The following is a 23,466-nucleotide window of genomic DNA, read 5'->3' on the forward strand; positions in this document are numbered from 1 at the left end:
GTCAGTCGTCGAGGGTGTCCAGCACCGTGCCGAGGTCGACGAACTTGAAGTTGGTCGCGGGGCGGTCACCTTCGGCGGGCGAGGCGGGGGAGTCGTGGCCGTCCTGCACGACGAGAAGGCCACGCGGGTAGCGGGACCCGAGGGGTGCGTTCAGGGCGGCGGCCCCGTCGCACTCCTCGGAGCCGTCCGGCCTGCCGCCGCCCGCGGCTGCGACACGGAAGCCGCCCTCGTACGCGTTGTGGTCCTCGCGGTCGTAGGCGGCGAAGGTGTTGTCGCCCTGGCTGGAGGCGAGGAGGTGTCCGCCGCCGCCCTTCTCGGTGACGAGCGTCAGACCCTCGACGTCCGCGCGGAGCCGGGTGCCGCCGAAGCCGGGGTCGGCGCCCGCCACGCACTCCTCGGTCTGCTCGTCGTAGGTGCCGGGCACCCCGAACTCCCGTACCTTGTCCATGAGTTGCGGCTTCCCGGTGAGGTCGGCCCGCAGCCGCCAGATGCCGACGTCCTCCTGACCGGCGTACAGGGTGCCGTCGGCCGGGTCGACCACCATGCCCTCGACCTGGGGCAGCTCACCGGGCTCGGCGCACGGGGCCCACGTCCTGCCGTTCGGCAGCCGGAAGGCGGAGGGCAGGTCCACCGTGCGGATCTTGCGGTACGTGACCTTGCCGCCCGCGACGGGCAGCAGCTCCAGCAGCGCGATGCTGGTCCGCTCGCGGCGGCTCACCAGCGCGTACGAACGTCCGCTGGACCGGTCGGTCCAGGTGGCGAGCCCGTACGCGGTCCGCTGCTCGTTGACCTCGGCCTGGTCCCGGGAGAAGACGGCGGGAGCGGCCGGGTCGGTGACATCGGTGAGCGGTCCGCCCGTACGGTCGCGGTCGATGCGGTAGAACCGCAGCCGGTCGTGGCCCCGGTCGCTGGTGATTGCCAGGTCGGCCCGCCCGGACGACAGCCGCAGGCCCGCGACCAGGTCGACGTTGTTGAACCGGCCCGGAGCGTCGTCCGCCCCGACGGCGGGCGGTGCGGCGACCGACTGCACGGGCCGCGCGTCCAGGTCGTACACGCGCAGGCCGCCCTCCTTGGCCGTCGCGATGACGAGACTGCGGCCGGGGGCGGCGGCATTGCGCCAGATCGCCGGGTCGTCGGCGTCGGCGTTGCCGCCCTGCGGGTCGTCGTGCAGCACCGGCGTCTCGGCGCGCGGAGTGACAGCGGGCAGCGCACCGCCGCCAGAACGGTCGCCCGCCTGGGCGGGCACGGCCACGGCCGTCACCGCGAGCAGGGTGGTCACGGCCAGTGCGACCGGCGGGGCGATGGGGGAGCGGAACACGCAGTTCTCCTCTGTCGGGTGACGCTTGTGAAGATCCCGCGCGAGCGTGCCCGCACCAGATGACGGCACAGCGGCCGCCGAACGCCGATCACCCCCCGCCCAGGTGTACATGTCATGTACGGCGCGGGCGAACACGGCCCCCGGGACCGGTGCGGCCGCCGATGAGTTTCCCCGCCCGCCCCGGTCCTACTGGGGAACGCCAAGGAACGCCACGCAACCAGGAGGCACACCATGAGCAGCACCACACACATCACACAGATCGCCACGGTCGCGATTCACGTCAGCGACCAGCAGAAGGCAGTCGAGTTCTACGTCGACCAGCTCGGCTTCGAAGTACGCCGGGACGCCCCCTTCGGCGACGGCCGCTGGATCGAGGTGGCACCGCCCGGCGCGTCCACGACCATCGCGCTCGTTCCCGCAGGGATCCCGGCCGGCATCCGCCTGTCGACCGGGGACGCCGACGCCGTTCACGCGGACCTGGTCGCACGCGGCGTCGACGCGGACGCGGAGGTCCTGCGCATGGGGCCCGCGGCGCCGCCGATGTTCACCGTGCGCGACCCGGACGGCAACAGCCTCATCCTCGTCGAAGACTCCTGAACAAGCGGTGTCCACGGGGAACGGGCAGTTCGAGGCGACCGGGGTCTAGCGCCAACTAGTCCAGTACGGGCAGCCCCGCCCCGATGCGCCGCAGCACCGCATCCAGGCTGTCCACCCCGGGGCTGGGGTCGAGCTGCCTTTCGTCCCACCAGGTGGCCCCGGCATCGCGCAGCGGGCCGATCACGTCCCGGGCCTCGGCGGCGTCGGTGGGGGTGACGCCGCCGAGGACGAGGTCGAAGGGGTCGTCGGTCTTGCGGTGACCTCGCACGAAGGTCATCAACTCCCGTACGTCCTCGACGAGCGGCGGGTGCCGGCGAGGAGGGCGGCGAGGGCGACGTTCTCCAACGGGGAGAGCTCCGGCGGGAGTTCGCCGAACCGGAAGACCATGCCGGTGGTGCGGCGCCGGTGGCGGGCCAGGCGGCGCCCGGACAGCCGGGCGAGGTCGGTCCCGGCCACCTCGATGCGCCCCGAGCCGGGACGTACGAGACCCAGCAGACACATCAGCAACGTGCTCTTGCTGCTCCCGCTCGCGCCGGTCACGGCCGCCGAGGCGCCCGCCGCGAGCTCCAGGCGGGCCTCCACCAGCAGCACTCTGCCCGTCGGAGTCACACACCGAAGCCCGTCGACCGCGAGTACCCGTCCCTGACCGGTGTCCATCCGACGCCCCCTCCTCGTTGCCTCCGTGGGGTCAACGAGTGAAGGCCCGGGAGGAGCCGCGGGAGTTGACGGGGGGAGCGGTTGCCCGGGACGCGCGCCCTCTCAGGCAGGGACGAAAGCGCCCTCTCAGGCAGGGACGAAAGCGCCCTCGTCGGCCCCGTCGAGGAGGAACCCGTTGTCGAAGCGGACCCGCACGCTCACGCGGGGTGCCAGTTCCTGGAAGGCGGTCCAGGTGGGTTCCAGGGAGGCGACCTGCTCCTGGAACCGCTTCCGGCTGCCCGGCGGCATCGTGTCGCCGTAGGCGTCGAGCAGCGACTTGAGCCGCTCGTACTCGCGTACGTCGTCGCCCGCTTGCGGGTGGTGGACGTCCACCTGCTCGACGGTCCCGCCGATGCCCGCCGCCAGGGACAGGAACCCGACGACGACCCCCGACACCTCGGCCGAATCGGTCAGTCTGGTGTCCGCCGCCAGCAGCACCCGCTGGCCCGCCTTCAGAGTCATGCGCTTCCCCTTGCTTCCTGGGCAAGCGTAGGCCAGGTCCCGCGACCGCCCTGCCCTCGTGGCCCCCGCCCCCCAAGGCATCTGTGACCATGAGGGCGGACAACGACAGCGCCACCTCCCGCTCCGACGAAACGGGCGAGGCCGACACACAAGGGACGACCATGCCCGAACAGCAGGACCGCTGGGCACAGCTGACCGAAGGGCGAGCCGGAGAGGACTACGCCCGGCGCTTCGCACGGCTCGCCGAGTCGGGCCACGACGTCCACGGCGAAGCCACCTTCTGCGACGCCCTGCTGAAGCCCGCCGCCCGCGTGCTCGACGCCGGCTGCGGCACCGGCCGGATCGCGATCCGGCTCGCCGAACTGGGCCACCGCTGCACCGGCGTGGACATCGACTCCTCGATGCTCGCCGTCGCCCGCCGCGAAGCCCCCGCCCAGGACTGGCTCCTCGGCGACCTGGCCCGCCTCGACACCCTCGGCCTTGAACCGGAGTTCGACCTGGTCCTGGCCGCCGGGAACGTCATCCCCCTGCTGGCCCCCGGCACCGAACCCACCGTAGTCCGCCACCTGGCGTCCCTGCTGCGCCCCGGCGGCCTGCTGGTCACTGGCATGGGCCTGGACGCCGCCCACCTCCCGCTGCCCGAACCCCCGCTCACCCTCGCCGATTTCGACCACTGGTGCACCGAAGCCGGACTCACCCTGAGCGAGCGCCACGCCACCTGGGACGGCGCCCCCTACACCCCCGCCGCCGGCTACGCCGTCAGCGTCCACACCCGGTCGCGGGCGGGGAGCACTGACGGGCACCTTACGTAGTCATGTGATTACGATGCGTCCCATGTGGGAGTCGACGGGTCTGCGAGGACCCCGGCCCGCACTGTGGCGGCTGGTTCTGGTCACGGTGCTCGCCGGGCTGCTCCACCTGCTCGGCTGCGCGCACGGCCCGCAGGCCTCCGGCGCGGTCCGGGCCGACACCCTGCCCGGGACGAGCGCGTCCGCGTACCCGCCGCCGACGGCAGCGGTGTCCTCGCCCTGCACGCACGGCACGGACGCGGGATGTGCGGGAGACGACGAGCCCGCCGCGTCGTCGAGCCGTACGGATCTTCCTCCACCGGCTCTCGTCGAGCGGCCGGTGCTGGACCGGGCGGCCGTGCGACGGGAGGCGTCGGTGGGGTTGTCCCCGCTTCCGGACGGCGGTGATCCGGGGCGAGTGCGGGCGGCCCTCGGGGTCTGGCGGACCTGAGCGGGCCCGCACCGGGGGGCCGTCCGCGTCGGCCCGGTGCTCGTGCCCTGAAGGTTTCGTTCCTCGAACATTCCCGGTCGCCCCCGCCGTTGCCGCGCGGGTGCGGCGGCCGGCTGGAGAACCGTGCGATGAATTCCTCTGTGCTGTCCCCCTCGACCTCTTCTTCGCCCGCCGGACCGGCGCCCGCCCAACTGCTGGTGGGTTCCCCCGGCCGCGTGCTCAGCCCCGCCGCGCTGGTCGGTGACACCCCGGTGCTGTGGGTGGGCGCCCCCTTCACGGCCCCCGGCCGGGGCTTCTGGGCCAAGCTGGAAGGCCGCAACCCCGGCGGGATCAAGGACCGTACCGCCCTCTACATGGTGGAGCGGGCCCGTGAACGCGGTGACCTGCTGCCCGGCGGGCGGATCGTGGAGTCCACCTCCGGCACCCTGGGCCTCGGCCTGGCGCTCGCCGGGATCGTCCACGGCCACCCGGTCACCGTGGTCACCGACCCCGGCATGGAACCGCTGGTCGCCGGCCTCCTCACCGCCTACGGCGCCGAGATCCACACCGTCCGGGTGCCGCACCCGGTCGGCGGCTGGCAGCAGGCCCGCCGCGACCGCGTCCGCGAACTCCTGGCCGTACACCCGGGTGCGTGGTGCCCGGACCAGTACCACAACCCCGACAGTGTCCACGCGTACGCACCCCTGGCGTACGAACTCGTGGCCCAGCTCGGGCGGATCGACACCCTGGTCGTGAGCGTGGGCACCGGCGGGCACTCGGCGGGCGTCGCCTCGGTGCTCCGGCAGTTCTTCCCCGCGCTGAAGGTGGTGGGGGTGGACACCTGTGGATCCACGATCTTCGGACAGCAGGCGGCGCCACGGCTGATGCGCGGGCTGGGCAGCAGCATCCACCCGCGCAACGTGGACCACACCCTGTTCGACGAGGTCCACTGGGTGGCCGCCGACGAAGCGGTGTGGGCGGCCAGGGCCCTGGCCCGCTCCCGGTACGCGAGCGGCGGCTGGAGCGTGGGCGCGGTGTCCCTGGTCGCCAGGCACCTGGCCGCCACGCTCCCGGCCGAGGCGAGGATCGCCGCCGTCTTCCCCGACGGACCGCACCGGTACGCCCAGACCGTCTTCGACGACGCCTGGTGCCGGGCCCACCACCTGCTGGACCGTACGCCCGCCGACGCGCCGGACGAGATCGCCCACCCCGGCGAGCGGACGGTGGAGCGGTGGACGACGTGCCGTACCGTCGTCGACCCCGCAACGGGCACGGACCCGGGAACGGCGGAGGCGGCCCGATGAAGACCCTCTGGACCTCGACCCGCAGCTTCACGCCCGCCGCGCAACTCCTGATGGTCAACCAGTTCGCCATCAACCTCGCGTTCTACATGCTCATGCCCTACCTGGCCGCCCACCTCGCCGGACCGCTGGGCCTGGCCGCGTGGGCGGTCGGACTGGTCCTGGGCGTACGGAACTTCTCCCAGCAGGGCATGTTCCTCATCGGCGGCACGATCGCCGACCGCCTCGGCCCCAAGACCCCGATCATGGCCGGATGCCTGCTGCGCACCGCCGGGTTCGCCCTGCTCGGCCTGGTGGACAGCCTGCCGGTGCTGGTGCTCGCCTCGGCGGCCACCGGGTTCGCCGGGGCCCTGTTCAACCCTGCCGTGCGCGCCTGCCTCGCCGCCGAGGCCGGGGACCGGCGCGTGGAGGCGTTCGCCACCTTCAACGTCTACTACCAGGCCGGGATGCTGCTGGGCCCCCTGGTCGGACTCGCCCTGCTGGCCGCCGACTTCCGCCTGGTGTGCCTGGTCGCCGCGTCGATCTTCGCCGCGCTGACCGTGTTGCAGTGGCGGCGGCTGCCCGCCCTCCGCCCGGAGGGGAGTGCCACGAGTTCCGGAGGCGGGGTGCTGGCGCAGTGGCGCACGGTGGTGGCCAACCGTCCGTTCCTGCTGTTCTCCTGCGCGATGATCGGCTCGTACGTCCTGACCTTCCAGGTCTACCTCGCGCTGCCGCTGGCGGCGGGGGAGGCGTTCGGGGCGCGCGGGACGCAGGCCACGAGCCTGCTGTTCGTCCTGTCCGCAGCGGTGGCCGTCACCGGCCAGCTGCGCCTGACCGGATGGGCCAAGGCCCGCTGGAGCCACCAACAGGCCCTGGTGCGGGGCCTGGCACTGATGGGCCTGGCGTTCACCCCGCTCGCCCTGACCGCCGCGGCCGGTCCGGCCGTGCCCGGCGCGGCGCAGCTCGTGGCGCTCGCGCTGGCGGTGGCCATGCTGTCGGCGGGCAGCGCGGTGGTCTACCCGTTCGAGATGGACACGGTCGTCGCACTGTCCGGAAACCGTCTCGTCGCGACCCACTACGGCCTCTACAACACCGTCTCCGGGCTCGGCATCACCCTGGGCAACCTGGCCACCGGCGGACTGTGGGACTACGCCACCCGCCACCAGGCCCTGTGGACGGTCTGGACGGCCCTGACCCTGACCGGCGCATTCTGCGCCGCAGCCGTCCTGGCCCTGGGCCGCACGGGACGCCTCACGGCCCGTCCCACGGTGGCGGCCCCTGCCTGACCCGTCGCACGCTGGGGGACCGCAGGTCCCTCAGCGTGCTGCTAAGGCTGCTCCGTCCCCAGCGCTTCCCGGGCCGCCTTCTGGAACGCCCGGTCCGGTGCCTTCTTCGCGTTCATCGCCTGCCGGAAACGGAAGCTGTTCTCGTCGAGCCGCCCGTGGCCCTGGCTCTGCGCGGCCCGGTACCAGTGCAGCCCGCACTTCTCCAAGTCGTACATCGCAGAACGGAGTTGGTCCGCCGCATCCACCACACGGTGCGGTCCCGCCACGGCGACCGCGGCCACGGCGGCACTGAACTGCGTCCAGGCGTCGTGGGCCTCGACGAAGGCGGACTGCCACTGCTCGGGAGTGCTGTTCTCGCTCCACATCTGGTCGGAGAACTTCCACCAGGACGCCGACAGCCGCTTCATGCTGGCGATGCACGTGTTGTACGCGTCGCGCCGCAACTCGTTGCGCCACCGCTCCCGTTCGGCGGCCTGCTGCCGCCGCTGGTGCCGCCCCTGACCGAATACGGTGAGCCAGCCGCCGCCCAGACCGCCCAACGCGCCGATGGCCGCGCCCAAGATCGCCGCCGTGCCTGCATCCATGGGGGCGTATTACACCGGAGGGGCGGGGTTCCCGCCAGGGCCGGTTTCCCGCCAGGCTTCCCGCCGGGCGCGAGGCGGGACTTCCCCGGGGGCGGCCGCTGCCGGGAGAGGCGCTCCCGTATGCGGGAGAGGTGCTCCCGTATCACGTCACGCCACTCAGCGGCCCCGCCCCAGCTCGGCCCGGAAGACGCGCTGCACGTTGCCGCCCAGGACCGCGCGGATGCTGTCCTCTTCCATTCCCCGCTTGACCAACGCCTCTGTCAGCGCGGGCAGTTCGGCCGGTCCGTCCAGGCCGGGCAGGGAGGAGTCCAGGGGGATTCCCGTGTAGTCCGTTCCGTCGCAGCACGGCGGGGTGGTGTCGGCGGCGACTTCCTTCAGGAAGTCCGGGCCGATGCCCACGTGCTCGATCCCGGCCAGTGCCGCGATGTACTCGATGTGGTCGACGACCCGGTCGACGGTCTGGGCGGCACGGTCGCGGGCCAGGAAGTCCGGCACGAAGTTGACGCAGACGACGCCGCCCGTCGCCGCCACCCCGAGGATCTGCTCGTCGGTGAGGTTGCGGTGGTGGTCGCACAGCGCACGGGCCGACGAGTGCGAGGCGATCAGCGGACGCGTCGCCAACTCCAGTACGTGTGCCACGCCATTCGCCCCGAGGTGGGAGACGTCGAACACGACGCCCAGGCGCTCCAGTTCAGCCAGCGCCGCCACGCCCTCGCTCGTGAGCCTGCTGCCGGTGGCGTCCTCGCCGCTCCCGTCGGCGAGCGCCGAGCGGCCCCAGTGCGCGATCGAGGCGACCCGCACCCCCAGGCGGTGCAGGGTGCGGAACAGCTCCACGTCCGCGTCGACACCGGGGGCGCTCTCCAGCGCGAGCACCAGGGCGATCCGGCCGTGGGCGAGTGCGGTGTCGATGTCCTCGCCGTCCAGACACAGCTGCACGCGGTCGGCGTTGCCCTCGGCGAGGGCATGGGCGCACTCGATCATCCGCAGCGTGCGGCGCAGCGCGCCCTCCGGCCGGAACTGGGTGTCCACGAAGACGGGCAGCACCTGGATGTTCACCCCGCCCTCCAGGAGCTGCGGAAGCCACCGCTCGCGGAAGAACTCCGCCCACCGGTGCGGCGGTCGCTCCACCACGGACATGAGCAGGTCGTTGTGCGTGTCGGCGACGACCGCGCGATCGTGCAGGTCTCGGCTCACCTCGGGCTCCTTCCGGGAGACGTGCTCCCGACGCTATGCGAGCGCGAGCGCGGGGAGTTTGTCGTGCAGGCCCAAGAACGTCCGCCCGATCTGTACCCGCGGCCAAAGCGGGCCACGGCGCGGGTCCTTGCTGACTGGGCCCCGTCCCTTGCCGACCGGGTGGGGGCCTTTGCCTGCCGGGCGCGGGCCCTACGTGCCGGGCGCGGACTGTCGCCTGTCGCGTGCGGCCATGCGTACGCCGCCCGCCGCACCGCACTGAGCAGCCCCGCGCAGGCGCTCGGGGACCGCGAGCACGCGTGGGGAGGCGCGTGGCGCACCATCGCCGAGCGGGCCGCCGCCTCCGGCGTCCCGATGCCGTACGCCGCCGAGCGCGACCTGCACGAGGCCGCGGCCGAACTCGCCGTACCCGGCCCGCTGTGGATGGCGGTCTCCGGCCCGCGCCAACTCATCGCCCACCGCACCGCGTTGGCCCGCACCGTCCCGGAGGCACAGGACGACCGGCGCTTCGGCCTCGGCCTCGCGTCCGCCGCCATGAGCTGGGTGGCGGTCCGCGCCGGCGAGCTGGACAAGCGGGACGCACGGCCGCCGGGCGACGCCTCCCGCGCCCAACTGGTGCTGCTGCTGGAAGCGGGCGCATCGGCCGCCGACGCGCATCGCGTCCTGCCCGACCTGGCCGGCTGGTGCGGGTCCACCGCCGCAACGCTGCGCCGACGCTGGCCCGACGCGGACCTCGACCCCGCAGGAGTCCCGCCGTACACCTGGCGGGCCCGTCCCTGGACGGGCGCCGAATCGACATGGCGCCCGCTATCGCCACGTCGGCACAGAACCGCCAAGTCCACCCGCTAGAAGCCCACTTGGTACGAGTTGCTTCCCCGGGCCTGGCTAGGTTGATCGACATCGCCCACGCGGTCCTGGTGCGGCAGGTGGCGTACCGCGTCGGAGGCGTCGGGTGCCTTCAAGTTCCCGGGCAAGCAGGGCGCCGAGCTGGTCGGCAAGTCCGCGAAGGCGGGCAAGACGGCGGGCAAGGTGATGCAGGGTACGGTCGAACTCCTCACCCAGGTGCCCACCGTCGTCGCCCTCGCCGACGGGGAATCGGACGCGACCCAGCAGGCGGCCGTCGGCACCGAGGGAGCGACCAAGGTCCTGACCAAGACCGGCGACTGGGTCGCCACGGGCTCCTCCGCCTCGAAGGCCGGCAGGCTCACCCTGCCACGCTTCGCGGCCGCCCTCGCCTGACCCTGGGCGGCAGCCTCATGTCGAAGAGGTGGACGGAGCAGTGGAGGGAGCCCCGTCCGCCTCGGCGCAGGCGAAGGCCGGGCCGAACGCGGCCGCCCCTGGGCGGACTTCCGCTTCCGGCACGTCGACCGTCGGGCCCGGCAGCGAAGGTCGTTCTGGTGGGCAAGCGTGACCCGGCACAGGGGTTGGCGACCCGGCGGGACGGTCGGCCGCAGGTGCCGTTCCGGCGACCGAAGAGGGGTGGCCCTGCCGGGCGAGGGGCCCGGCCGCCGCAGCCGGCCACCAGGGGCGGCCTGCTGCGACCGTCCCGCAGGGCGAGCACCTCGGGGCCGCCCACCAGCTTCGCGGTCCAGTACGGCAGGTGGGCGGCCGACTCGCCGCCCGGGCGTGCTCGTCCCTCGGCACCTCCTGCTGCCGCAGTGCATGGCCCGCGTAGTGCACGGACAACGGCTCCCGGCCCGGGGGGACCAGGAAGAGCAGGGCGTGCCCCACGGAGCCCACGTGCGGCAGCGTGACGCGGACCGGAGATCCGTGCCCGGGCCGTCGCCACCGGGGAGACCGACGAGTCCTCGGCCCGCAAGCCGGGCATGAGAGGACACGGAGTCCCCGTCCAAGCGCTTCGAGCCCGCGAGCAGTCGGGCATCTGAAGTCAGGGCCGTTTCGGCAGGCTCATCGCCACGTTCCGCACGCTCGAAGCCCCCGGCCGGCACCCGCCCGACCCACGGACGTCCACCGGAAGGACCTCGACGACGGCGATCAAGCCTGACGCATCGTCACATCACCGGCTTCCTCCGACTTCGTTACGTCATCCACGTCCGCCGCGCCTCCACCCTTCGGCCCCTCGCGCCGCCCCCGCGCCGACCCCACCGCCAGGGCGACCGCCGCGACCACACCCACCACCGCGATCGCCCCGGCCGACACCCGCAGCGCACCGGCCGCGCCGAGGCCCGCCACCAGCGGCCCGCCGAGTGCGGTGCCCAGCGGCACCGACATCACCCGCACCGCCGAACTCGCGGCCAGCGCCTGCGGCAGCAGCGCACTGGGCGTGGAGCGCTGGAACAGGGTGGTCGACAGCGTCGAGTACGGCGGCCAGAGCAGCCCGGCCAGACCGAAACAGACCACCGAAACCGCCGTCGGCGCCCCCAGCCCCATCGGCAGCATGAGTAGTCCGAAACAGATGACGATGCCGATCGTGACGGGCCACAGCTTCCACTTGCTGAGGAACCCCGTGAGCACGGAGCCGACCACCGCACCGATCCCGAAGGCCGTGTAGAACGACGCCAGCACCCCCGCCGAGCCCGCCAGGTCGTCCGAGACGTGCAACGGCAACGCCACGTACACCGGACCGAAGAGGAGGAAGAAGGCGAAACTCAGTGCGAGCAGTCCGGACAGCGCGGGAATGCGCCGCACCACGGCGAAACCGGCCGACCGCGACGCCTCGTCCTCCTCCGGTTCGGGCACGCCGCCCTTCGGTACGGCGAGCAGGAAGGTGAGCGCGAGGACCAGGAAGGTCGCCGCGTCCACGGCCAGCACGGTCGCGGGCCCGCCGAAAACGATGAGCAGCGTGGCCAGCGGAGGCCCCGCCACCGTCGCGAGCGACCCCAGCCCGGAGAGCACGGCGTTGCCCGCGAGATGGTCGCGCTGCGGCAACACCCTCGCGATGAGCGTGTACACCCCCGCCTGCCCCCACGAGTGCAGAACGGACGAGAGCGCGAGGAGCGCGACGTACCCCTGGATGTTCAGCGCACCGAAGGCGTACAACACGGGTATGGAACCCAGGGTGCACGCCCTCAACGCCGCGTCGCACCCCGCCAGTTGAGCCGGTGGCCGATGCCGCAGGAAGCGGCCGAGGAGCAGCGCGCCCGCCGCCCCGGACAAGGTGTAGGCGGCGGCCGCCAGAGCGACCCAGATACTCCGGTCCGCCTCCGGCGCCAGCTCGATCGCCAGCCAGCTCACCGCCACGACGGCCATGCCGTCGCCCAGCGAGGAGACGGCGAACCCGGGCAGCACCCGCCTCAGCGTGCCGTGCGTCACCACGGGCCAGTACGGCGAAGAACGCATCACGCGGCGCAGGGCCATGCCCACGAGGAACCCCCATCACTTCACGGAACCGGAACCATGATCCTTGCCCGGGAAACGGGAGTTGCGGCACGGCTTCACTCTCGGCATACTCCGGGGCCCGCGCGGTCATAGCGCCGGGGCAGCGTGATGCGCGAACCGCGCCCGAGGTCCGCCGAGTTGTGGTGCCCCCTCCTGGAGCCCTGCGCGAACACCTCCCCGTAGCCCCCTGCCGCCACCCATGAGGGTGAGGTCCGTGAGATCTGCCGCGCCCGCCGCGCTCCCTGCCTACGCTGCGACCAGCGAACCCCCCGAGACGACATCGACGGAATTCAATGGGATTCGACGGAAACGGAAAGCCGAGGAAATGCTGCGGATGACTGCCGACCCGTCCGTGCCCGGCCCGACGGGGGAGTGGGACTACGAGGACGCGCCGGAGGGCCGCGAGGCGTACGAAGCGGCTTGTCGGGAACGGTTCGCCGCCATGCTCACGACGGCCGGATTCCCCGTGCCCACCACAGTGCGGGACCTGTCCGAACTCTACGTGAAGTGGGGCCTGGCCCGCCGTGCGGAAGCTCCGGACGGCACCCGGTGGTGGATGCCCGACGTGCCCCCGCTGCCCGACGACGTGCTGCCCCTCGACCCCGAACTCACCCAGCACCTCGGCAAGTTCCGCTGGAGCATGCGGACCGGCACGCTCGCCCACAGCCTCATCGACCACCTGGCCGACGATCTGGGCGCACCGGAAGAGGCCCTCACCTCCCTGGACCGCCTGGCGGCCGCCACCGGCCGGGACGCCGACACCGTCCGCACCGCCCTCACGGAACTCACGCAGTCCGGCGACGCCCGCGTCCGGCGCGGCGACGAACCGGCCGACACGGAAGATCTGGCGGCCCACCGCCGCTTCCGTCTGCTCATGGACTGGGAGCGCATCCACGAGCTCCGCCTCCGGCCGGGCATCGATGACTGAGCCCGCGCGCGAAACCGTCGGCACCGGGGACACGCGCCTGATCGTCGTCCGCGGCAACAGCGCCTCCGGCAAGTCGTCCGTCGCGGCCGGCCTGCGCGAGCGGTTCGGCCGCAACCTCGCCGTCGTCGGCCAGGACAACCTCCGCCGGACCGTGCTGCGCGAACACGACCGGCCCGGCGGCGCCAACATCGGCCTGATCGACCTCACCGCCCGCTACGCCCTGGACCACGGCTTCCACGTCGTCGTCGAAGGCATCCTGTACGCCGACCGCTACGCCCCCATGCTCCAGAACCTGGTGCACGCCCACCGGGGTGTCTCGCGCTGCTACTACCTCGATGTGCCGTACGAGCAGACGCTGCTGCGGCACGCCTCCAAACCGGATGCCGAGTACCTGAGGCAGGTCACCCCCGACCACCTCCGCTCCTGGTACCGGGAGAGGGACCTGCTGCCAGGCGCCCTGGAGACCGTCATCGACGCGGCGAGCACCCTCACCGACACCGTCACGCGGATCCTGCACGAGAGCGGTCTGGACCGAGTGCTCCCGGTCGACCGCTGACGAGCCTGCCGTCGACGACGGCGTTCACTGTCGGGTCGGGGAAGTCGAACATCACCGCGAGAGATCACAGCCGCCGCCTCCGTCGGCGGAACGATGTGGACACAGGCGTGCGGTCCTCGCGCTGGGACTCGTGCCAGCGCAACCGTTCTTGGCGAAGCCGACGCCGCCGCAGATCCCGTGCGAGCCGCTTGCCGTATGCGGTGCCTGCGACCAGGAGCAGCAGCAATGCGAGCAGAGTGGCCATGACTGCTTGGGTCGTGGAGGCCAAGGGCAGTTCGGCCCGGGCCAAGCCGTAGGCCGTCACTGCCGAACCGGCCGACCCCGTACTCAGCACGAGCAAGTACCGGCCTGTGGGATCAGGCACCGACTGCCCCCGGGCGGCCCACTGCTTCATGCCTTCGACGAACCAGACGGCCACCAACGCCACGGCTTTGAGGGCCGACAGCAGTACGGCCAGGACGAGGTCCGCGAAGAACTCCATGCTTGCCATGCTCGGGCGACGGTCGGCGGCCCGCCTGAGTACGCGTACTCAACACCGAGCGCGCGGACCGGTGCCACCGTCACCGTCCTGGTCGACCCCGCACCGCACACCCCGCGGGAGGCGTCGCGGGCGACCAGGGGCAGGAGGGTGACATTTTGTCGGCATGTGCACCCTTGCGACGCCCCTAGGGTGTGGTGTCAACCACCCCATGACGACGAAGAGTTGACCCCAATGAACGCAGTGGTGCGGATCGGATCCCGGGCGAGCAAGCTCGCACGCACGCAGGTCGCGGAGTGGCTCGCCCCGCTCGCGGCCCAGTACCCGGAGGTACGGTTCAAACGGGAGACGATCCTCGAAGGTGGCGACCAGGACCGGATCACCCCGACCCTCGCCGAGGTCGCCAAGACCTCCGGCGGATCGGCGTTCTCCACCAACCAGGAAGCCGCCCTCGTCGCCGGACGCGTCGACGTCGTCGTCCACTCACTGAAGGACCTCCCCACCGCGGTGACCGACGGCACGATGCTGCTGGTCACCCCGGGACCCCGCCAGGACGTCCACGACGTCCTCTGCGGCTCCACCCTCGACGACCTCCCGCACGGAGCCCGAGTCGGCACCGGCTCCCCACGCCGCATCGCCCAACTCCTCCACTTCCGGCCGGACTTGAACGTCATACCCATCCGGGGAAACGTGCCCGGACGACTCGCCAGGACCGGCGGCCGGGACGGGCTGGACGCCGTGCTCCTGGCCGCGGCCGGCCTCAACCGCCTCGGCCTCACCCCCGACGTCCACCAGGCCCTCGACCCCACCGTGTTCCCGCCCTCCCCGGGACAGGGCGCACTCGGCATCCAGGTCCGCACGGACTCCGCCGCCGCCCGCCTCCTCGCCCATACCGGGGACCGGCAGGTCGACGCGTGCGTCCGCGCCGAGCGCGCCCTGCTCGCGGAACTCCACGGAGGCTGCTCCGTCCCCGTCGGGGCCTGGGGAAGAATCGGCGACGACGGCCTCCTGCACCTGTCCGCCGCCGTCACCTCCCTCGACGGCCGCACCCAGGTCACCGCCACCGGCTCCGCCCCCGCCGACTCCCCGTCAAAACTCGGCGCCCACCTGGCTGCCGACCTCCTGGCCCAGGGCGCGGCCGACATCCTCAAGGCGATCAGGACGTACTGACCCGCGAAAGCAGAAATTCGCCGCCACGGCATCCCACGAGCCGGCCCGGAACGATGCCCGGATGCCTTTCAACGGCGGACCGTCTCGCCCTCGTACATCCCCTGGACCAGGAGCTCCCACCGGCCGAGTACAGCCCTTCCGGGCGGATCACCCAGATCACCGAGTGACGGAGCCTGCCGCACTCCTCGCACTGGCCGGCCGGTCGGATACCGTCCCTGCATGAAACAAGAGTTCGATCTTCTCCCGTCGCTCACCAAGGGCGTGGAGAGCAGCAGCGGCGCATGGGCCTTCATCCGGGACTTCGACGCCCACTGGCTCGGAGCCGCTCCGGGAAGCGGGGACGGATGGGCGCAGGCCGATCTCGACGCCGCCGAGGAGAGGCTGGGGGTCCGGTTGCCGGCGGTGCTGCGCGAGGCGTACCTGCTTTTCGGGCGCCGCCAGGACCTCACCAGCAACCACGATGTCCTGCTGAGCCCTGCGGAACTGTACGTCGACGACGCCGAGCAGGCCCTGGTCTTCCGCCACGAGAACCAGGGAGCCGCGTCCTGGGGCATCCTCCTCGACAGCCTCCTGGAGGACGACCCCGCGGTGTTCATCCGACCCGACCTCGCCGACAAGAGCGCCGAGCGGTGGGAGCCGTGGCTGGAGCGTCTTTCCCTCTGCTTCGTCGAAATCGTCCTGTCCGAGTCCCTCCACGCCGAGCACGAGGACGAGGAACTCTGCGACTTCCTCGACGCCCCGGACGACGACGACCTCGCACTTCTCCCGGCGACGAATTTCGTCCGGCTGCCGTTCCCGTCGTACCCCGTGGGCGAGGAGACCCGATGGTTCCTGGGCCACGACGTCCTCGTACGCGATGACGACGGTACGGTCCTCCTGGCCCGCGGCCGAACCCCGGAAGCCCTCGACCGCGTTCGCGACCTGATCCCGGGCGACTGGCTCAACGACCCTCGCTGACTGTCCCCAAGCGCCCGCGGATCAGCCGCCGCCTTGCAGGGCATCCAAGTGCCGCCCCAGCACTTGCCGGAGCAGCTTCGGCGGAAAGCGGTCCGGCAGCAGCGTCGCCTGGAGAGTGAGACCGTTGAGCAGGGCTGCCGGCTGCGTGCTTTCCAGTACGACGTCCACGTCGGCCGGAAGCCCGCCGGTGCGCCGGGCCTCGTGCAGCACGCGCGACAGCAGGGCGTGCTGCTCCGTCTGCATCTCGGCTGCGCAGGGCCGCAGTTCGGGGCGGGTGTGCGCGGCACCCGTGAAGGCGAGCCAGAGTGCCGACTCCTGGCGGCGGTCCTCGCTCAAGGGGAGGAACTCGGCCAGGAGTCCTTCCGTCGCGGCCCGGCGGTCGATGCGGCTGTCGGGATCCAGGAGCCGGTCGGCGTGGGCACGGATGCGCTCGCCGATGCGCCGGCTCAACTCCCGCATCGCAAAGATCATCAACTCGTCGTGGTCGGCGAAGCAGTGCCGGACCGAGCCCACGGCGAGACCGGCCTCGTCGGCCACGTTGCGCAGCGACGCATGCTCCAGTCCGTGCTCGGCGACGACGGACAGCACGGCCTGCGCCACCGCCCTGCGGCGGGCCACGGGATCGACGATCTGAGGCATGTCGCGGGCGTCACCCTCGGCGCAGCCCTCGGGGCGCTCCGCGGTGCCACGGTCCAACTCGCCGTCAAGAGAGGCGCCCTGTGGCAGCGCTACACCGGCCGCACCTTTCTTGTGGTGATCGGCACCCTGGCAGTCACCGCGGGCTTCGGCGTCCTCGCGGTAAAGCTGTAAAGATGGGCCTGCACGAGAACGCACGCCCCCTCCAGCTCTCCATCGGCGTGAGCTTTCTCGGCGAGTCCCTGATGGTCGCCGTCCGCGGCAGAGCTTCAGGAATCCCCTTCGCCCCGACACGCGCACGCTGACTGAGCAGTACCGCCACACGGCTTCGGACGTGGCGGGAGCTGGTCCGGCCCACGGTGCTGTACGGCAGTCCGCGGGTGATGGTGTCCAGGGGCCTCCAGGCCCACGTGGTGCAGCAGTCCGGCTCCAGGACGGCCGGTTCGCCGCCGTCCTACCAGGTCGCGGTGAGCGCGATCCTCGGCAGCATCGGCACCGCCGTCTGCCGCACCCGGATGGAATCCCGAGCCCCGGCAAACCTCGCCCCGACCAACTGGCCGCCACCGAAGGCGCTTTGGACGGCGCGGTCGACACCGCCCGGGCGCTGCCCGCCTACACCGCCGAGGCCTTGCGCGACGACGCCTTCGCCCACGAGCTGAGGATCGCCGCCGTGCTCAGCGCGGGACTGACCCTCGCAGCGGCACTGCTGATCGCCCGCCTCCTCCGCCCCTCACACTCCAGCCCGGCCGACCTCGCCGTACCGACAGGCTCGGCCTGCGGATGAAAGCTGCTAAACGTACATAACGTGAGAAAATGCCCATTCCGATCCTCTGCCTGAAAGGAAGTTGCCATGGCCTCGCGTCTCAACCCCTACCTCAGCTTCGACGGGGACGCCCGGCGGGCGTTCGAGTTCTACCAGGAGGTCTTCGGCGGCACCCTCGCACTGCACACGTTCGGTGAAAGCGGCATGTCCGGCACACCGCAGGCGGACCAGATCATGCACGCGATGCTGGAGACGCCCGGCGGTTACACCCTGATGGGTGCGGACACCCCTCCCGGCATGACGTACACCCGCGCCGGCGGCTTCTCGGTGAGCCTCAGCGGTGACGACGACGAGGCGCTGCGCGGCTACTGGGAGAAGTTGTCGGCCGACGGCACCGTGGCCGTGCCCCTGGCCAAGCAGATGTGGGGTGACGTCTTCGGCATGTGTACGGACCGGTTCGGCGTCCCGTGGATGGTGAACATCGTCCAGACGCAGAGCTGACCCGAGTCCGGGCCGACCCGGTTCGCGGGCTCAGCCGGGGCCGGCTGCCGCATCGGGGCGATCAGGCCCGGCGCGGCCCATTCCTCGGTCATGCGGTCGGCCGCGATGCGGCAGATCTCGACGACGCCGAACCCGGCCTCGACGTCGACCCGCAGCCGGGGAAGCTCTCCCGCAGGGCCGGGGTTCCCGGCCGCCGGATCTCGCAGCCGTGCAGCGGGCCGGGTGCTCCGGGCAGGCCGGCGGCGAAGTCCTCGGGCGGCAGATCGCGATCCACGCGTCCCCTGGGTACGGACGTGTCCGTGACGGTGACCAGGGCGCCGGGGGCCGCGCATCGGCCTCGCGGTGGCCCGCTCCCTGGTCACCGCGCACGCCCCCCGACCCTGCACAGCGAAGCGAAACGGGCACGACCGGCTTCGTCCCGGAGCTGCCGCGTACGGAGTCCTGACCGCCCCGGCCGGACGCCCGTGCGCGTCAACCGTCAGGCGGCCACGGCGTCCTCCGGGGCCGCCTCCGTCCGGTGTATCGGTGTGCGCGAGCCCGTCAGGGGAACGCCGGTGCCCCCGTGCCGGGCCGCCACGATCTCCGCCGCGATGGACAGGGCCGTCTCCTCGGGCGTACGGGCGCCGAGATCGAGGCCGATGGGCGAGTGCAGGCGCGCCAACTCCCGCTCACCCAAGCCGATTTCGCGCAGCCGACGGTCTCGGTCCTCGTGGGTGCGGCGCGAGCCCATCGCCCCCACGAACGCGACCGGCAGACGCAGCGCCACCGCCAGCAGCGGCACGTCGAACTTGGCGTCGTGGGTGAGCACGCACACGACCGTCCGCGCGTCGGTCCGCGTGCGCCGCAGATAGCGGTGCGGCCAGTCGACCACGACCTCGTCCGCCTCGGGGAAGCGCGCCCGGGTGGCGAAGACGGGGCGGGCGTCGCACACCGTGACGTGGTGGCCGAGGAACTTGCCCGCGCGCACGAGCGCCGCCGCGAAGTCGATCGCGCCGAAGACGATCATGCGCGGCGGCGGCACGCTCGACTCGACGAGCAGCGTCAGCCCGCCGGGGCAGTGCGTGCCGTCCGCCGCGAGCTCCAGCGTGCCGGTGCGGCCCGCGTCCAGCAGCGCCCGGCCCTCGGCCGCCGCCGTCCGGTCCAGGCCCGCCGCGCCGCCGAGGCTTCCTTCGTACGATCCGTCCTGGCGTACGAGAAGTGCGCGGCCGAGGAGCTGCGGCGGCCCGGCGGCGACCCGGACGACCGCCGCCGAACCGCCCTCGGCGGCGGCCGACAGGGCGGCGGTGAACACCAGCCTGCCCGGTGCGTCCGCGAGCACCGGTGTCACGAGGATGTCGATGACCCCGCCGCAGGTCAGTCCGACGGCGAAGGCGTCCTCGTCGCTGTACCCGAACCGCTCCAGCACGGTCCTGCCGTCCTCGATCGCCCGCGCGCACAGGTCGTAGACGGCGCCTTCGACGCAGCCTCCGGAGACCGAGCCGATGACCGTGCCCGCGCGGTCGACGGCGAGACAGGCGCCGGGGCCGCGCGGCGCGCTCCCGCTCACGGCCACGACGGTGGCGACGGCGAAGTCCCGGCCCTCCTCGATCCAGCGGCTCAACTCCCGTGCCAGATCCAGCACGTCAGGCCTCCCCCTGCAGGACGCGGTCGGGGCGGATCGGCAGCCGGCGGTGGCGAACGCCGGTCGCGTGGTGGACCGCGTTGGCGATCGCGGCGGCGGCCCCCACGATGCCGATCTCGCCGATGCCCTTGATCCCGGCCGGGTCGTCCGGGTCCGGATCGTCCACCCAGTCCGCCTCGAGGGCGGGGACGTCGGCGTGCGCGGCGATGTGATAGCCGGCCAGGTCGTTGCCGACCAGGCCGCCGGACGCCCGGTCCCGGACCGCCTCCTCGTGCAGCGCCATCGAGATGCCCCAGACCATCCCGCCGGTGAACTGGGCGCGCGCGGTCAGCGGATTGATGATGCGCCCTGCGGCGAAGATCCCGAGCATGCGGCGCACGCGCACCTCGCCGGTGCTCACGTCGACGGCGACCTCGGCGAACTGGGCGCCGTAGGAGTGCCGTTCCTTCGGCGGGCGGGCGGCGAGGGCAGCCGTGGTGTCCGAGCGCTCGGTGATGCCCTCGGGAGGGATGCCCTCGGGAAGGACGCCGTCGGTGAGCGCGAGCCGCTCGCGCAGCGCGTCCGCCGCGGCGATGATCGCCCGGCCCCAGGAACTGGTGCCCATGGAGCCCCCGGCCATCATCGCGGGGCCGAAGTCGCTGTCGCCGATGAGGACGTGGACGCGGTCGGTGCCGACGTGGAGTGCGTCCGCGGCGATCAGGGTCAGTGCGGTCCGCGCGCCGGTACCGATGTCCGCGGCGGTGATCCGGACGGTGTACGTGCCGTCCGCCTGCGCGGTGATCGCCGCAGTGGACGGGACGGCACCCGCCGGGAAGGTGGCGGCAGCCGTGCCGGTGCCGAGCAGCCAGTGGCCCTCGCGGCGCAGGCCGGGCCGAGGGTCGCGGTCCGCCCAGCCGAACCGGCGGGCGCCTTCCCGGAAGCAGGTGAGCAGCCCGCGCCCGGCGTACGGCAGCCCGGAGACCGGACCCGCTTCGGGCAGGTTGCGGGCCCGCAGCTCGATCGGGTCGATCCCGCACTTCTCGGCGAGCTCGTCGATCGCCGACTCCAGCGCGAACGAACCCGGCGCCTCACCCGGCGCGCGCATGAAGGTCGGGGTCGGCACGTCGAGCCGTACGAGCTCGTGGGCCGTGCGGTGGGCGACGGCGTCGTACAGCACCCGCCCCGGCGCGGCGCTCGGCTCCAGGAACTCGTACACCGTCGAGGACTGGCTCAGCGCCTGGTGCTCCAGCACGCGCAGCCGCCCGTCGGCGTCCGCCCCGAGCCGGACGCGCTGTGCCGTGGGGCTGCGGTAGCCGACCAGCGAGAACATCTGACGGCGGGTCAGCACGACCCGGACCGGCCGCTGGAGGAGGGTCGCGGCCATGACCGCGGCGACCTGGTGGGCCCGGACGCCCTTGGAGCCGAAGCCGCCGCCGACGTGCTCGGACAGCACCCGCACCGAGCCCGGGTCCAGTGAGAACAGGTTCGCGAGCTCGTTCCGTACCCACACCGCGCCCTGATTGGAGTCGACGACCTCCAGCCGGCCACCCTCCCAGCGGGCCGTCGCCGCGTGCGGCTCCATCGAGTTGTGATGCTCCTCGGGCGTGCTGTACTCGGCCTCCAACACCACGGTGGAACGCGCGAGTTCAGCCTCCAGATCACCCTTCGCAGTCACCGCCGGTGCGTGCGGGGCGTCCGCCGGTGTGTACGTGCCGGGGTGGCCGGTGCGGAGGCCGACGTCGTGCGGCTCCTCGTCGTACCGCACTTCGAGCGCCTCGGCGGCCTCCCTGGCCTGCTCGGAGGTCTCGGCGACGACCAGCGCCACGGGCCAGCCCGCGCACGGCACCCGGTCGTGCTGGAAGAGCGCGACGGACGGGTCGGGCCTCATCCCCATCAGCCCGGAGTAGTCGGTCTCCACCCGTGGCGCGTTGCCGTGGTGCAGGACGGCGAGAACTCCGGGCAGCTCCAGCACCGCGCCGTCCTCGACCGAGCGGATGTGGCCACGGGCGACGGTCGACAACACCAGCCAGCCATGGGCGAGTTCGGCGAACGGCAGCTCTCCCGCGTACCGGGCGGCGCCGGTGACCTTGTCCCGGCCCTCGATGCGGGTGTGCGCGGTGCCGACGGCGCCTCGCAGGGGTGTCACTGCGGTCATCGGGCGGCCTCCTCGGCGAGTTCGGTCAGGACGGTCACGACGAGGTTGTGCAGCAGGGGCACCTTGTAGCCGTTGTCCGGCAGCGGTTCGGCGGCGGCCAGCTCGGCGTCCGCTGCGGCGGCGAACGCCTCGGCAGTCGCCGGGCCGCCGGTCAGCACCCGCTCTGCCTCCCGCGCCCGCCACGGCCGGGACGCGACCGCCCCGAAGGCGAGACGCACCTCGTGCACGACGCCGTCGCGTACGTCGAGAGCGGCGGCGAGAGAACCGATGGCGAAGGCATAGGAGGCACGCTCCCGCACCTTGCGGTAGCGCGAGGCGGCGGCCACCGGCGCCGGCGGGAGCGTGACGGCGGTGATCAGCGCGCCGGGCGGCAGCGCGGTCTCCAGATGCGGGGTCTCGCCCACCGGGAGATAGAAGTCCGACAGCGCCAACTCGCCCTGCCCGTCCGCCGATTCGAAGGACACGACGGCGTCGAAGGCGGCGAGGGCGACACCCATGTCCGAGGGATGGGTGGCCACACAGTGCGCGGAGGCACCGAGGATCGCGTGGTTGTGGTGCTCGCCCCGGACGGCTGCGCAGCCGCTGCCGGGGACACGCTTGTTGCACGAGGTGTGGGTGGGGTCGGCGAAGTAGCCGCAGCGGGTGCGCTGGAGCAGGTTCCCGCCGACCGTGGCCATGTTGCGCAACTGCCCTGAGGCGCCCGCCAGGACGGCCTGCGCCAACGCCGGGTAACGGCGGCGCACTTCGGGGTGGGCGGCCACATCGCTGTTGGTGACGGTCGCACCGATCCGCAGCCCGCCGTCCTCGGTCAACTCGATCTCACCAAGAGGGAGTTGACGTACGTCGACGAGCAGTGCGGGGCGTTCCACGCCGGTCTTCATCAGGTCGACGAGGTTGGTGCCGCCCCCGAGGAAGCGGGCGTCGGGCACGGTGCCGAGCAGGGCGACCGCACCGGGCACGTCGTGTGCGCGCTGATAGGCGAACTCCCTCATGCCTGCACCTCCGTGGACTCGGGCGTACGGGCGGACGCGGCAGCCCGGGCCACGGCGCGGACGATGGACACGTACGCGCCGCAACGGCACAGGTTGCCGCTCATCCGCTCGCGGATCTCCTCGTCGGTGAGCGCGGACGGGCCCGCCTCGGGGCGTACATCCGCGGTGACGGCGCTCGGCCAGCCCGCGGCGTGCTCCTCGATCACCCCGAGCGCCGAACAGATCTGCCCCGGCGTGCAGTAACCGCACTGGTAGCCGTCGAGGTCGAGGAAGGCTTGCTGCACGGGGTGGAGCTGGTCCCCGTCCGCCACGCCTTCGATCGTGGTGATCTCCCGCCCGTCGGCGGCGACCGCGAGTTGCAGGCAGGACAGGGAGCGGCGCCCGTCGATCAGCACCGTGCAGGCGCCGCACTGGCCCTGGTCGCACCCCTTCTTCGTACCCGTGAGATCCAAGCGCTCGCGCAGTGCGTCGAGCAGGGTGGTGCGGTGGTCGACGGAGAGCGGGTACTTCTCGCCGTTGATGATCAGAGTGGTGGAGCCGGTGGTCGGCAGGGCCACGGTCAGTCCTCTTTCGCGTGTGCCGGAGAGCGCCGAGAAGGCGGTCCGGCAGGCAGACGAGTCAGCAGGTGAACGAGGGGGCTTACGCATCGGAGGCGGGTCCGCGAGCATGGGGCTGCGGAGGGCTTTCGCCGCTATGGTGAACTCAACCGGACAGTTGTCCACTACGGGGCAACGTAACGGACAACTGTCCGCCCAGCAA

28 protein-coding genes are annotated in these 23,466 nt (G+C 72.5%); 15 read left to right on the forward strand and 13 right to left on the reverse strand.

The annotated features are described in order from the left end of the window. Position 1 precedes the first annotated feature (1 nt). Positions 2–1,318: a phytase gene (locus IE269_RS33620; protein ID WP_229898440.1), complete on the reverse strand. Its 1,317-nt coding sequence runs from the start codon at positions 1,316–1,318 to the stop codon at positions 2–4. 231 nt (positions 1,319–1,549) lie between these two features. Between IE269_RS33620 and IE269_RS33625 the strand changes: the two genes are divergently transcribed. After that, positions 1,550–1,915, forward strand: coding sequence for a VOC family protein (locus IE269_RS33625; RefSeq protein WP_189827049.1), 366 nt, complete (start codon positions 1,550–1,552; stop codon positions 1,913–1,915). A gap of 55 nt (positions 1,916–1,970) precedes the next feature. On the opposite strand, the gene IE269_RS33630 is transcribed toward IE269_RS33625, so the two are convergent. The 3 genes from IE269_RS33630 to IE269_RS33640 all read right to left on the reverse strand — a co-directional run bounded on the left by IE269_RS33630 (position 1,971) and on the right by IE269_RS33640 (position 3,073). Beyond that, the gene (locus IE269_RS33630; protein WP_189827050.1) at positions 1,971–2,192 is read right to left on the reverse strand and encodes a hypothetical protein; all 222 of its coding nucleotides are present in this window, start codon (positions 2,190–2,192) and stop codon (positions 1,971–1,973) included. After that, a complete protein-coding gene (locus IE269_RS33635; protein WP_189827051.1) occupies positions 2,192–2,572 on the reverse strand; it encodes an ATP-binding cassette domain-containing protein in 381 nt (126 codons plus the stop codon). Before IE269_RS33635 ends, IE269_RS33630 begins: the two co-directional genes overlap by 1 nt. 126 nt (positions 2,573–2,698) lie before the next feature. Next, complete coding sequence (locus tag IE269_RS33640; RefSeq protein WP_189827052.1) at positions 2,699–3,073, reverse strand: hypothetical protein; 375 nt, start codon at positions 3,071–3,073, stop codon at positions 2,699–2,701. A 161-nt stretch (positions 3,074–3,234) separates the two neighbouring features. Here IE269_RS33640 and IE269_RS33645 point away from each other — a divergent pair, with 161 nt between their 5' ends. The 4 genes from IE269_RS33645 (at position 3,235) to IE269_RS33660 (ending at position 6,857) form a co-directional block, all read left to right on the forward strand. Continuing rightward, on the forward strand, positions 3,235–3,885 hold the full coding sequence (locus IE269_RS33645; protein WP_189827166.1) for a class I SAM-dependent methyltransferase: 651 nt from the start codon (positions 3,235–3,237) through the stop codon (positions 3,883–3,885). A 22-nt stretch (positions 3,886–3,907) separates the two neighbouring features. Continuing rightward, the gene (locus IE269_RS33650) at positions 3,908–4,312 is read left to right on the forward strand and encodes a hypothetical protein (protein WP_189827053.1); all 405 of its coding nucleotides are present in this window, start codon (positions 3,908–3,910) and stop codon (positions 4,310–4,312) included. A gap of 128 nt (positions 4,313–4,440) precedes the next feature. Next, the gene (locus IE269_RS33655) at positions 4,441–5,595 is read left to right on the forward strand and encodes a PLP-dependent cysteine synthase family protein (protein ID WP_189827054.1); all 1,155 of its coding nucleotides are present in this window, start codon (positions 4,441–4,443) and stop codon (positions 5,593–5,595) included. Further along, on the forward strand, positions 5,592–6,857 hold the full coding sequence (locus tag IE269_RS33660) for an MFS transporter (protein ID WP_189827055.1): 1,266 nt from the start codon (positions 5,592–5,594) through the stop codon (positions 6,855–6,857). Before IE269_RS33655 ends, IE269_RS33660 begins: the two co-directional genes overlap by 4 nt. Before the next feature lie 41 nt (positions 6,858–6,898). Here IE269_RS33660 and IE269_RS33665 read toward each other — a convergent pair whose 3' ends face one another. Both IE269_RS33665 and IE269_RS33670 read right to left on the reverse strand, forming a co-directional pair. Next, the gene (locus tag IE269_RS33665) at positions 6,899–7,441 is read right to left on the reverse strand and encodes a hypothetical protein (RefSeq protein WP_189827056.1); all 543 of its coding nucleotides are present in this window, start codon (positions 7,439–7,441) and stop codon (positions 6,899–6,901) included. 156 nt (positions 7,442–7,597) lie between these two features. Beyond that, the gene (locus IE269_RS33670) at positions 7,598–8,635 is read right to left on the reverse strand and encodes a dipeptidase (RefSeq protein ID WP_189827057.1); all 1,038 of its coding nucleotides are present in this window, start codon (positions 8,633–8,635) and stop codon (positions 7,598–7,600) included. Between the two features lie 159 nt (positions 8,636–8,794). On the opposite strand from IE269_RS33670, the gene IE269_RS33675 reads away from it, so the two are divergent. Next, positions 8,795–9,481, forward strand: a complete 687-nt coding sequence (locus IE269_RS33675; RefSeq protein ID WP_189827058.1) for a hypothetical protein — start codon at positions 8,795–8,797, stop codon at positions 9,479–9,481. A gap of 180 nt (positions 9,482–9,661) precedes the next feature. Then, on the forward strand, positions 9,662–9,871 hold the full coding sequence (locus IE269_RS33680; RefSeq protein ID WP_189827059.1) for a hypothetical protein: 210 nt from the start codon (positions 9,662–9,664) through the stop codon (positions 9,869–9,871). A gap of 756 nt (positions 9,872–10,627) precedes the next feature. Here the strand turns inward: IE269_RS33680 and IE269_RS33685 are convergent. After that, positions 10,628–11,950 (reverse strand): MFS transporter, encoded by a 1,323-nt coding sequence (locus IE269_RS33685; RefSeq protein WP_189827060.1) that lies wholly within the window; start codon positions 11,948–11,950, stop codon positions 10,628–10,630. 355 nt (positions 11,951–12,305) lie between these two features. Here IE269_RS33685 and IE269_RS33690 point away from each other — a divergent pair, with 355 nt between their 5' ends. Together IE269_RS33690 and IE269_RS33695 are read left to right on the forward strand one after the other, a co-directional pair. Beyond that, positions 12,306–12,899, forward strand: a complete 594-nt coding sequence (locus IE269_RS33690) for a DUF6042 family protein (RefSeq protein WP_189827061.1) — start codon at positions 12,306–12,308, stop codon at positions 12,897–12,899. After that, on the forward strand, positions 12,892–13,455 hold the full coding sequence (locus IE269_RS33695; RefSeq protein WP_189827062.1) for a kinase: 564 nt from the start codon (positions 12,892–12,894) through the stop codon (positions 13,453–13,455). Before IE269_RS33690 ends, IE269_RS33695 begins: the two co-directional genes overlap by 8 nt. Positions 13,456–13,519: 64 nt before the next feature. On the opposite strand, the gene IE269_RS33700 is transcribed toward IE269_RS33695, so the two are convergent. Then, positions 13,520–13,936, reverse strand: coding sequence for a DUF6234 family protein (locus IE269_RS33700; RefSeq protein WP_189827063.1), 417 nt, complete (start codon positions 13,934–13,936; stop codon positions 13,520–13,522). 231 nt (positions 13,937–14,167) lie between these two features. On the opposite strand from IE269_RS33700, the gene hemC reads away from it, so the two are divergent. Further along, positions 14,168–15,103, forward strand: a complete 936-nt coding sequence (gene hemC, locus IE269_RS33705; RefSeq protein WP_189827064.1) for a hydroxymethylbilane synthase — start codon at positions 14,168–14,170, stop codon at positions 15,101–15,103. A 219-nt stretch (positions 15,104–15,322) separates the two neighbouring features. Beyond that, positions 15,323–16,060 carry an SMI1/KNR4 family protein gene (locus IE269_RS33710; RefSeq protein ID WP_189827065.1) on the forward strand — a complete coding sequence of 246 codons (738 nt, stop codon included), beginning with the start codon at positions 15,323–15,325 and terminating at the stop codon, positions 16,058–16,060. A 21-nt stretch (positions 16,061–16,081) separates the two neighbouring features. On the opposite strand, the gene IE269_RS33715 is transcribed toward IE269_RS33710, so the two are convergent. After that, positions 16,082–16,648, reverse strand: a complete 567-nt coding sequence (locus tag IE269_RS33715) for a TetR/AcrR family transcriptional regulator (protein WP_229898439.1) — start codon at positions 16,646–16,648, stop codon at positions 16,082–16,084. Between IE269_RS33715 and IE269_RS33720 the strand changes: the two genes are divergently transcribed. The 4 genes from IE269_RS33720 to IE269_RS33730 all read left to right on the forward strand — a co-directional run bounded on the left by IE269_RS33720 (position 16,625) and on the right by IE269_RS33730 (position 17,960). Then, positions 16,625–16,870 carry a hypothetical protein gene (locus tag IE269_RS33720; protein WP_189827177.1) on the forward strand — a complete coding sequence of 82 codons (246 nt, stop codon included), beginning with the start codon at positions 16,625–16,627 and terminating at the stop codon, positions 16,868–16,870. The genes IE269_RS33715 and IE269_RS33720 overlap by 24 nt on opposite strands. 2 nt (positions 16,871–16,872) lie before the next feature. Continuing rightward, a complete protein-coding gene (locus tag IE269_RS43445) occupies positions 16,873–17,001 on the forward strand; it encodes a hypothetical protein (RefSeq protein WP_268253641.1) in 129 nt (42 codons plus the stop codon). 269 nt (positions 17,002–17,270) lie between these two features. Continuing rightward, positions 17,271–17,480 (forward strand): hypothetical protein, encoded by a 210-nt coding sequence (locus IE269_RS33725; protein WP_189827067.1) that lies wholly within the window; start codon positions 17,271–17,273, stop codon positions 17,478–17,480. Between the two features lie 66 nt (positions 17,481–17,546). Then, positions 17,547–17,960, forward strand: coding sequence for a VOC family protein (locus tag IE269_RS33730; protein ID WP_189827068.1), 414 nt, complete (start codon positions 17,547–17,549; stop codon positions 17,958–17,960). 478 nt (positions 17,961–18,438) lie between these two features. Here IE269_RS33730 and IE269_RS33735 read toward each other — a convergent pair whose 3' ends face one another. From IE269_RS33735 to IE269_RS33750, 4 genes are read right to left on the reverse strand one after another with little or no spacing between them, the layout of a single operon-like run. Beyond that, positions 18,439–19,581 carry an XdhC family protein gene (locus IE269_RS33735; protein ID WP_189827069.1) on the reverse strand — a complete coding sequence of 381 codons (1,143 nt, stop codon included), beginning with the start codon at positions 19,579–19,581 and terminating at the stop codon, positions 18,439–18,441. Between the two features lies 1 nt (position 19,582). Next, entirely contained in the window at positions 19,583–21,715 is a 2,133-nt protein-coding gene (locus tag IE269_RS33740; protein WP_189827070.1) for a xanthine dehydrogenase family protein molybdopterin-binding subunit, read from the reverse strand. Beyond that, positions 21,712–22,707 carry an FAD binding domain-containing protein gene (locus IE269_RS33745; protein ID WP_189827071.1) on the reverse strand — a complete coding sequence of 332 codons (996 nt, stop codon included), beginning with the start codon at positions 22,705–22,707 and terminating at the stop codon, positions 21,712–21,714. Before IE269_RS33745 ends, IE269_RS33740 begins: the two co-directional genes overlap by 4 nt. Beyond that, positions 22,704–23,264 (reverse strand): (2Fe-2S)-binding protein, encoded by a 561-nt coding sequence (locus tag IE269_RS33750; protein WP_229898438.1) that lies wholly within the window; start codon positions 23,262–23,264, stop codon positions 22,704–22,706. Before IE269_RS33750 ends, IE269_RS33745 begins: the two co-directional genes overlap by 4 nt. Positions 23,265–23,466: the final 202 nt, after the last annotated feature.

The organism is Streptomyces spiroverticillatus (genome assembly GCA_014650415.1).
Lineage (GTDB): Bacteria > Actinomycetota > Actinomycetes > Streptomycetales > Streptomycetaceae > Streptomyces > Streptomyces spiroverticillatus.

What these genes read in the sequence shown, in the direction of transcription:
- IE269_RS33625 (WP_189827049.1), top strand. Translation starts at nt 1,550, where the DNA reads ATGAGCAGCACCACACACATCACACAGATCGCCACGGTCGCGATTCAC.
- IE269_RS33630 (WP_189827050.1), bottom strand. Translation starts at nt 2,192, where the DNA reads ATGACCTTCGTGCGAGGTCACCGCAAGACCGACGACCCCTTCGACCTC.
- IE269_RS33635 (WP_189827051.1), bottom strand. Translation starts at nt 2,572, where the DNA reads ATGGACACCGGTCAGGGACGGGTACTCGCGGTCGACGGGCTTCGGTGT.
- IE269_RS33640 (WP_189827052.1), bottom strand. Translation starts at nt 3,073, where the DNA reads ATGACTCTGAAGGCGGGCCAGCGGGTGCTGCTGGCGGCGGACACCAGA.
- IE269_RS33645 (WP_189827166.1), top strand. Translation starts at nt 3,235, where the DNA reads ATGCCCGAACAGCAGGACCGCTGGGCACAGCTGACCGAAGGGCGAGCC.
- IE269_RS33650 (WP_189827053.1), top strand. Translation starts at nt 3,908, where the DNA reads ATGTGGGAGTCGACGGGTCTGCGAGGACCCCGGCCCGCACTGTGGCGG.
- IE269_RS33655 (WP_189827054.1), top strand. Translation starts at nt 4,441, where the DNA reads ATGAATTCCTCTGTGCTGTCCCCCTCGACCTCTTCTTCGCCCGCCGGA.
- IE269_RS33660 (WP_189827055.1), top strand. Translation starts at nt 5,592, where the DNA reads ATGAAGACCCTCTGGACCTCGACCCGCAGCTTCACGCCCGCCGCGCAA.
- IE269_RS33665 (WP_189827056.1), bottom strand. Translation starts at nt 7,441, where the DNA reads ATGGATGCAGGCACGGCGGCGATCTTGGGCGCGGCCATCGGCGCGTTG.
- IE269_RS33685 (WP_189827060.1), bottom strand. Translation starts at nt 11,950, where the DNA reads ATGGCCCTGCGCCGCGTGATGCGTTCTTCGCCGTACTGGCCCGTGGTG.
- IE269_RS33690 (WP_189827061.1), top strand. Translation starts at nt 12,306, where the DNA reads ATGACTGCCGACCCGTCCGTGCCCGGCCCGACGGGGGAGTGGGACTAC.
- IE269_RS33695 (WP_189827062.1), top strand. Translation starts at nt 12,892, where the DNA reads ATGACTGAGCCCGCGCGCGAAACCGTCGGCACCGGGGACACGCGCCTG.
- IE269_RS33700 (WP_189827063.1), bottom strand. Translation starts at nt 13,936, where the DNA reads ATGGAGTTCTTCGCGGACCTCGTCCTGGCCGTACTGCTGTCGGCCCTC.
- hemC (WP_189827064.1), top strand. Translation starts at nt 14,168, where the DNA reads ATGAACGCAGTGGTGCGGATCGGATCCCGGGCGAGCAAGCTCGCACGC.
- IE269_RS33710 (WP_189827065.1), top strand. Translation starts at nt 15,323, where the DNA reads ATGAAACAAGAGTTCGATCTTCTCCCGTCGCTCACCAAGGGCGTGGAG.
- IE269_RS43445 (WP_268253641.1), top strand. Translation starts at nt 16,873, where the DNA reads ATGGGCCTGCACGAGAACGCACGCCCCCTCCAGCTCTCCATCGGCGTG.
- IE269_RS33730 (WP_189827068.1), top strand. Translation starts at nt 17,547, where the DNA reads ATGGCCTCGCGTCTCAACCCCTACCTCAGCTTCGACGGGGACGCCCGG.
- IE269_RS33740 (WP_189827070.1), bottom strand. Translation starts at nt 21,715, where the DNA reads ATGACCGCAGTGACACCCCTGCGAGGCGCCGTCGGCACCGCGCACACC.
- IE269_RS33745 (WP_189827071.1), bottom strand. Translation starts at nt 22,707, where the DNA reads ATGAGGGAGTTCGCCTATCAGCGCGCACACGACGTGCCCGGTGCGGTC.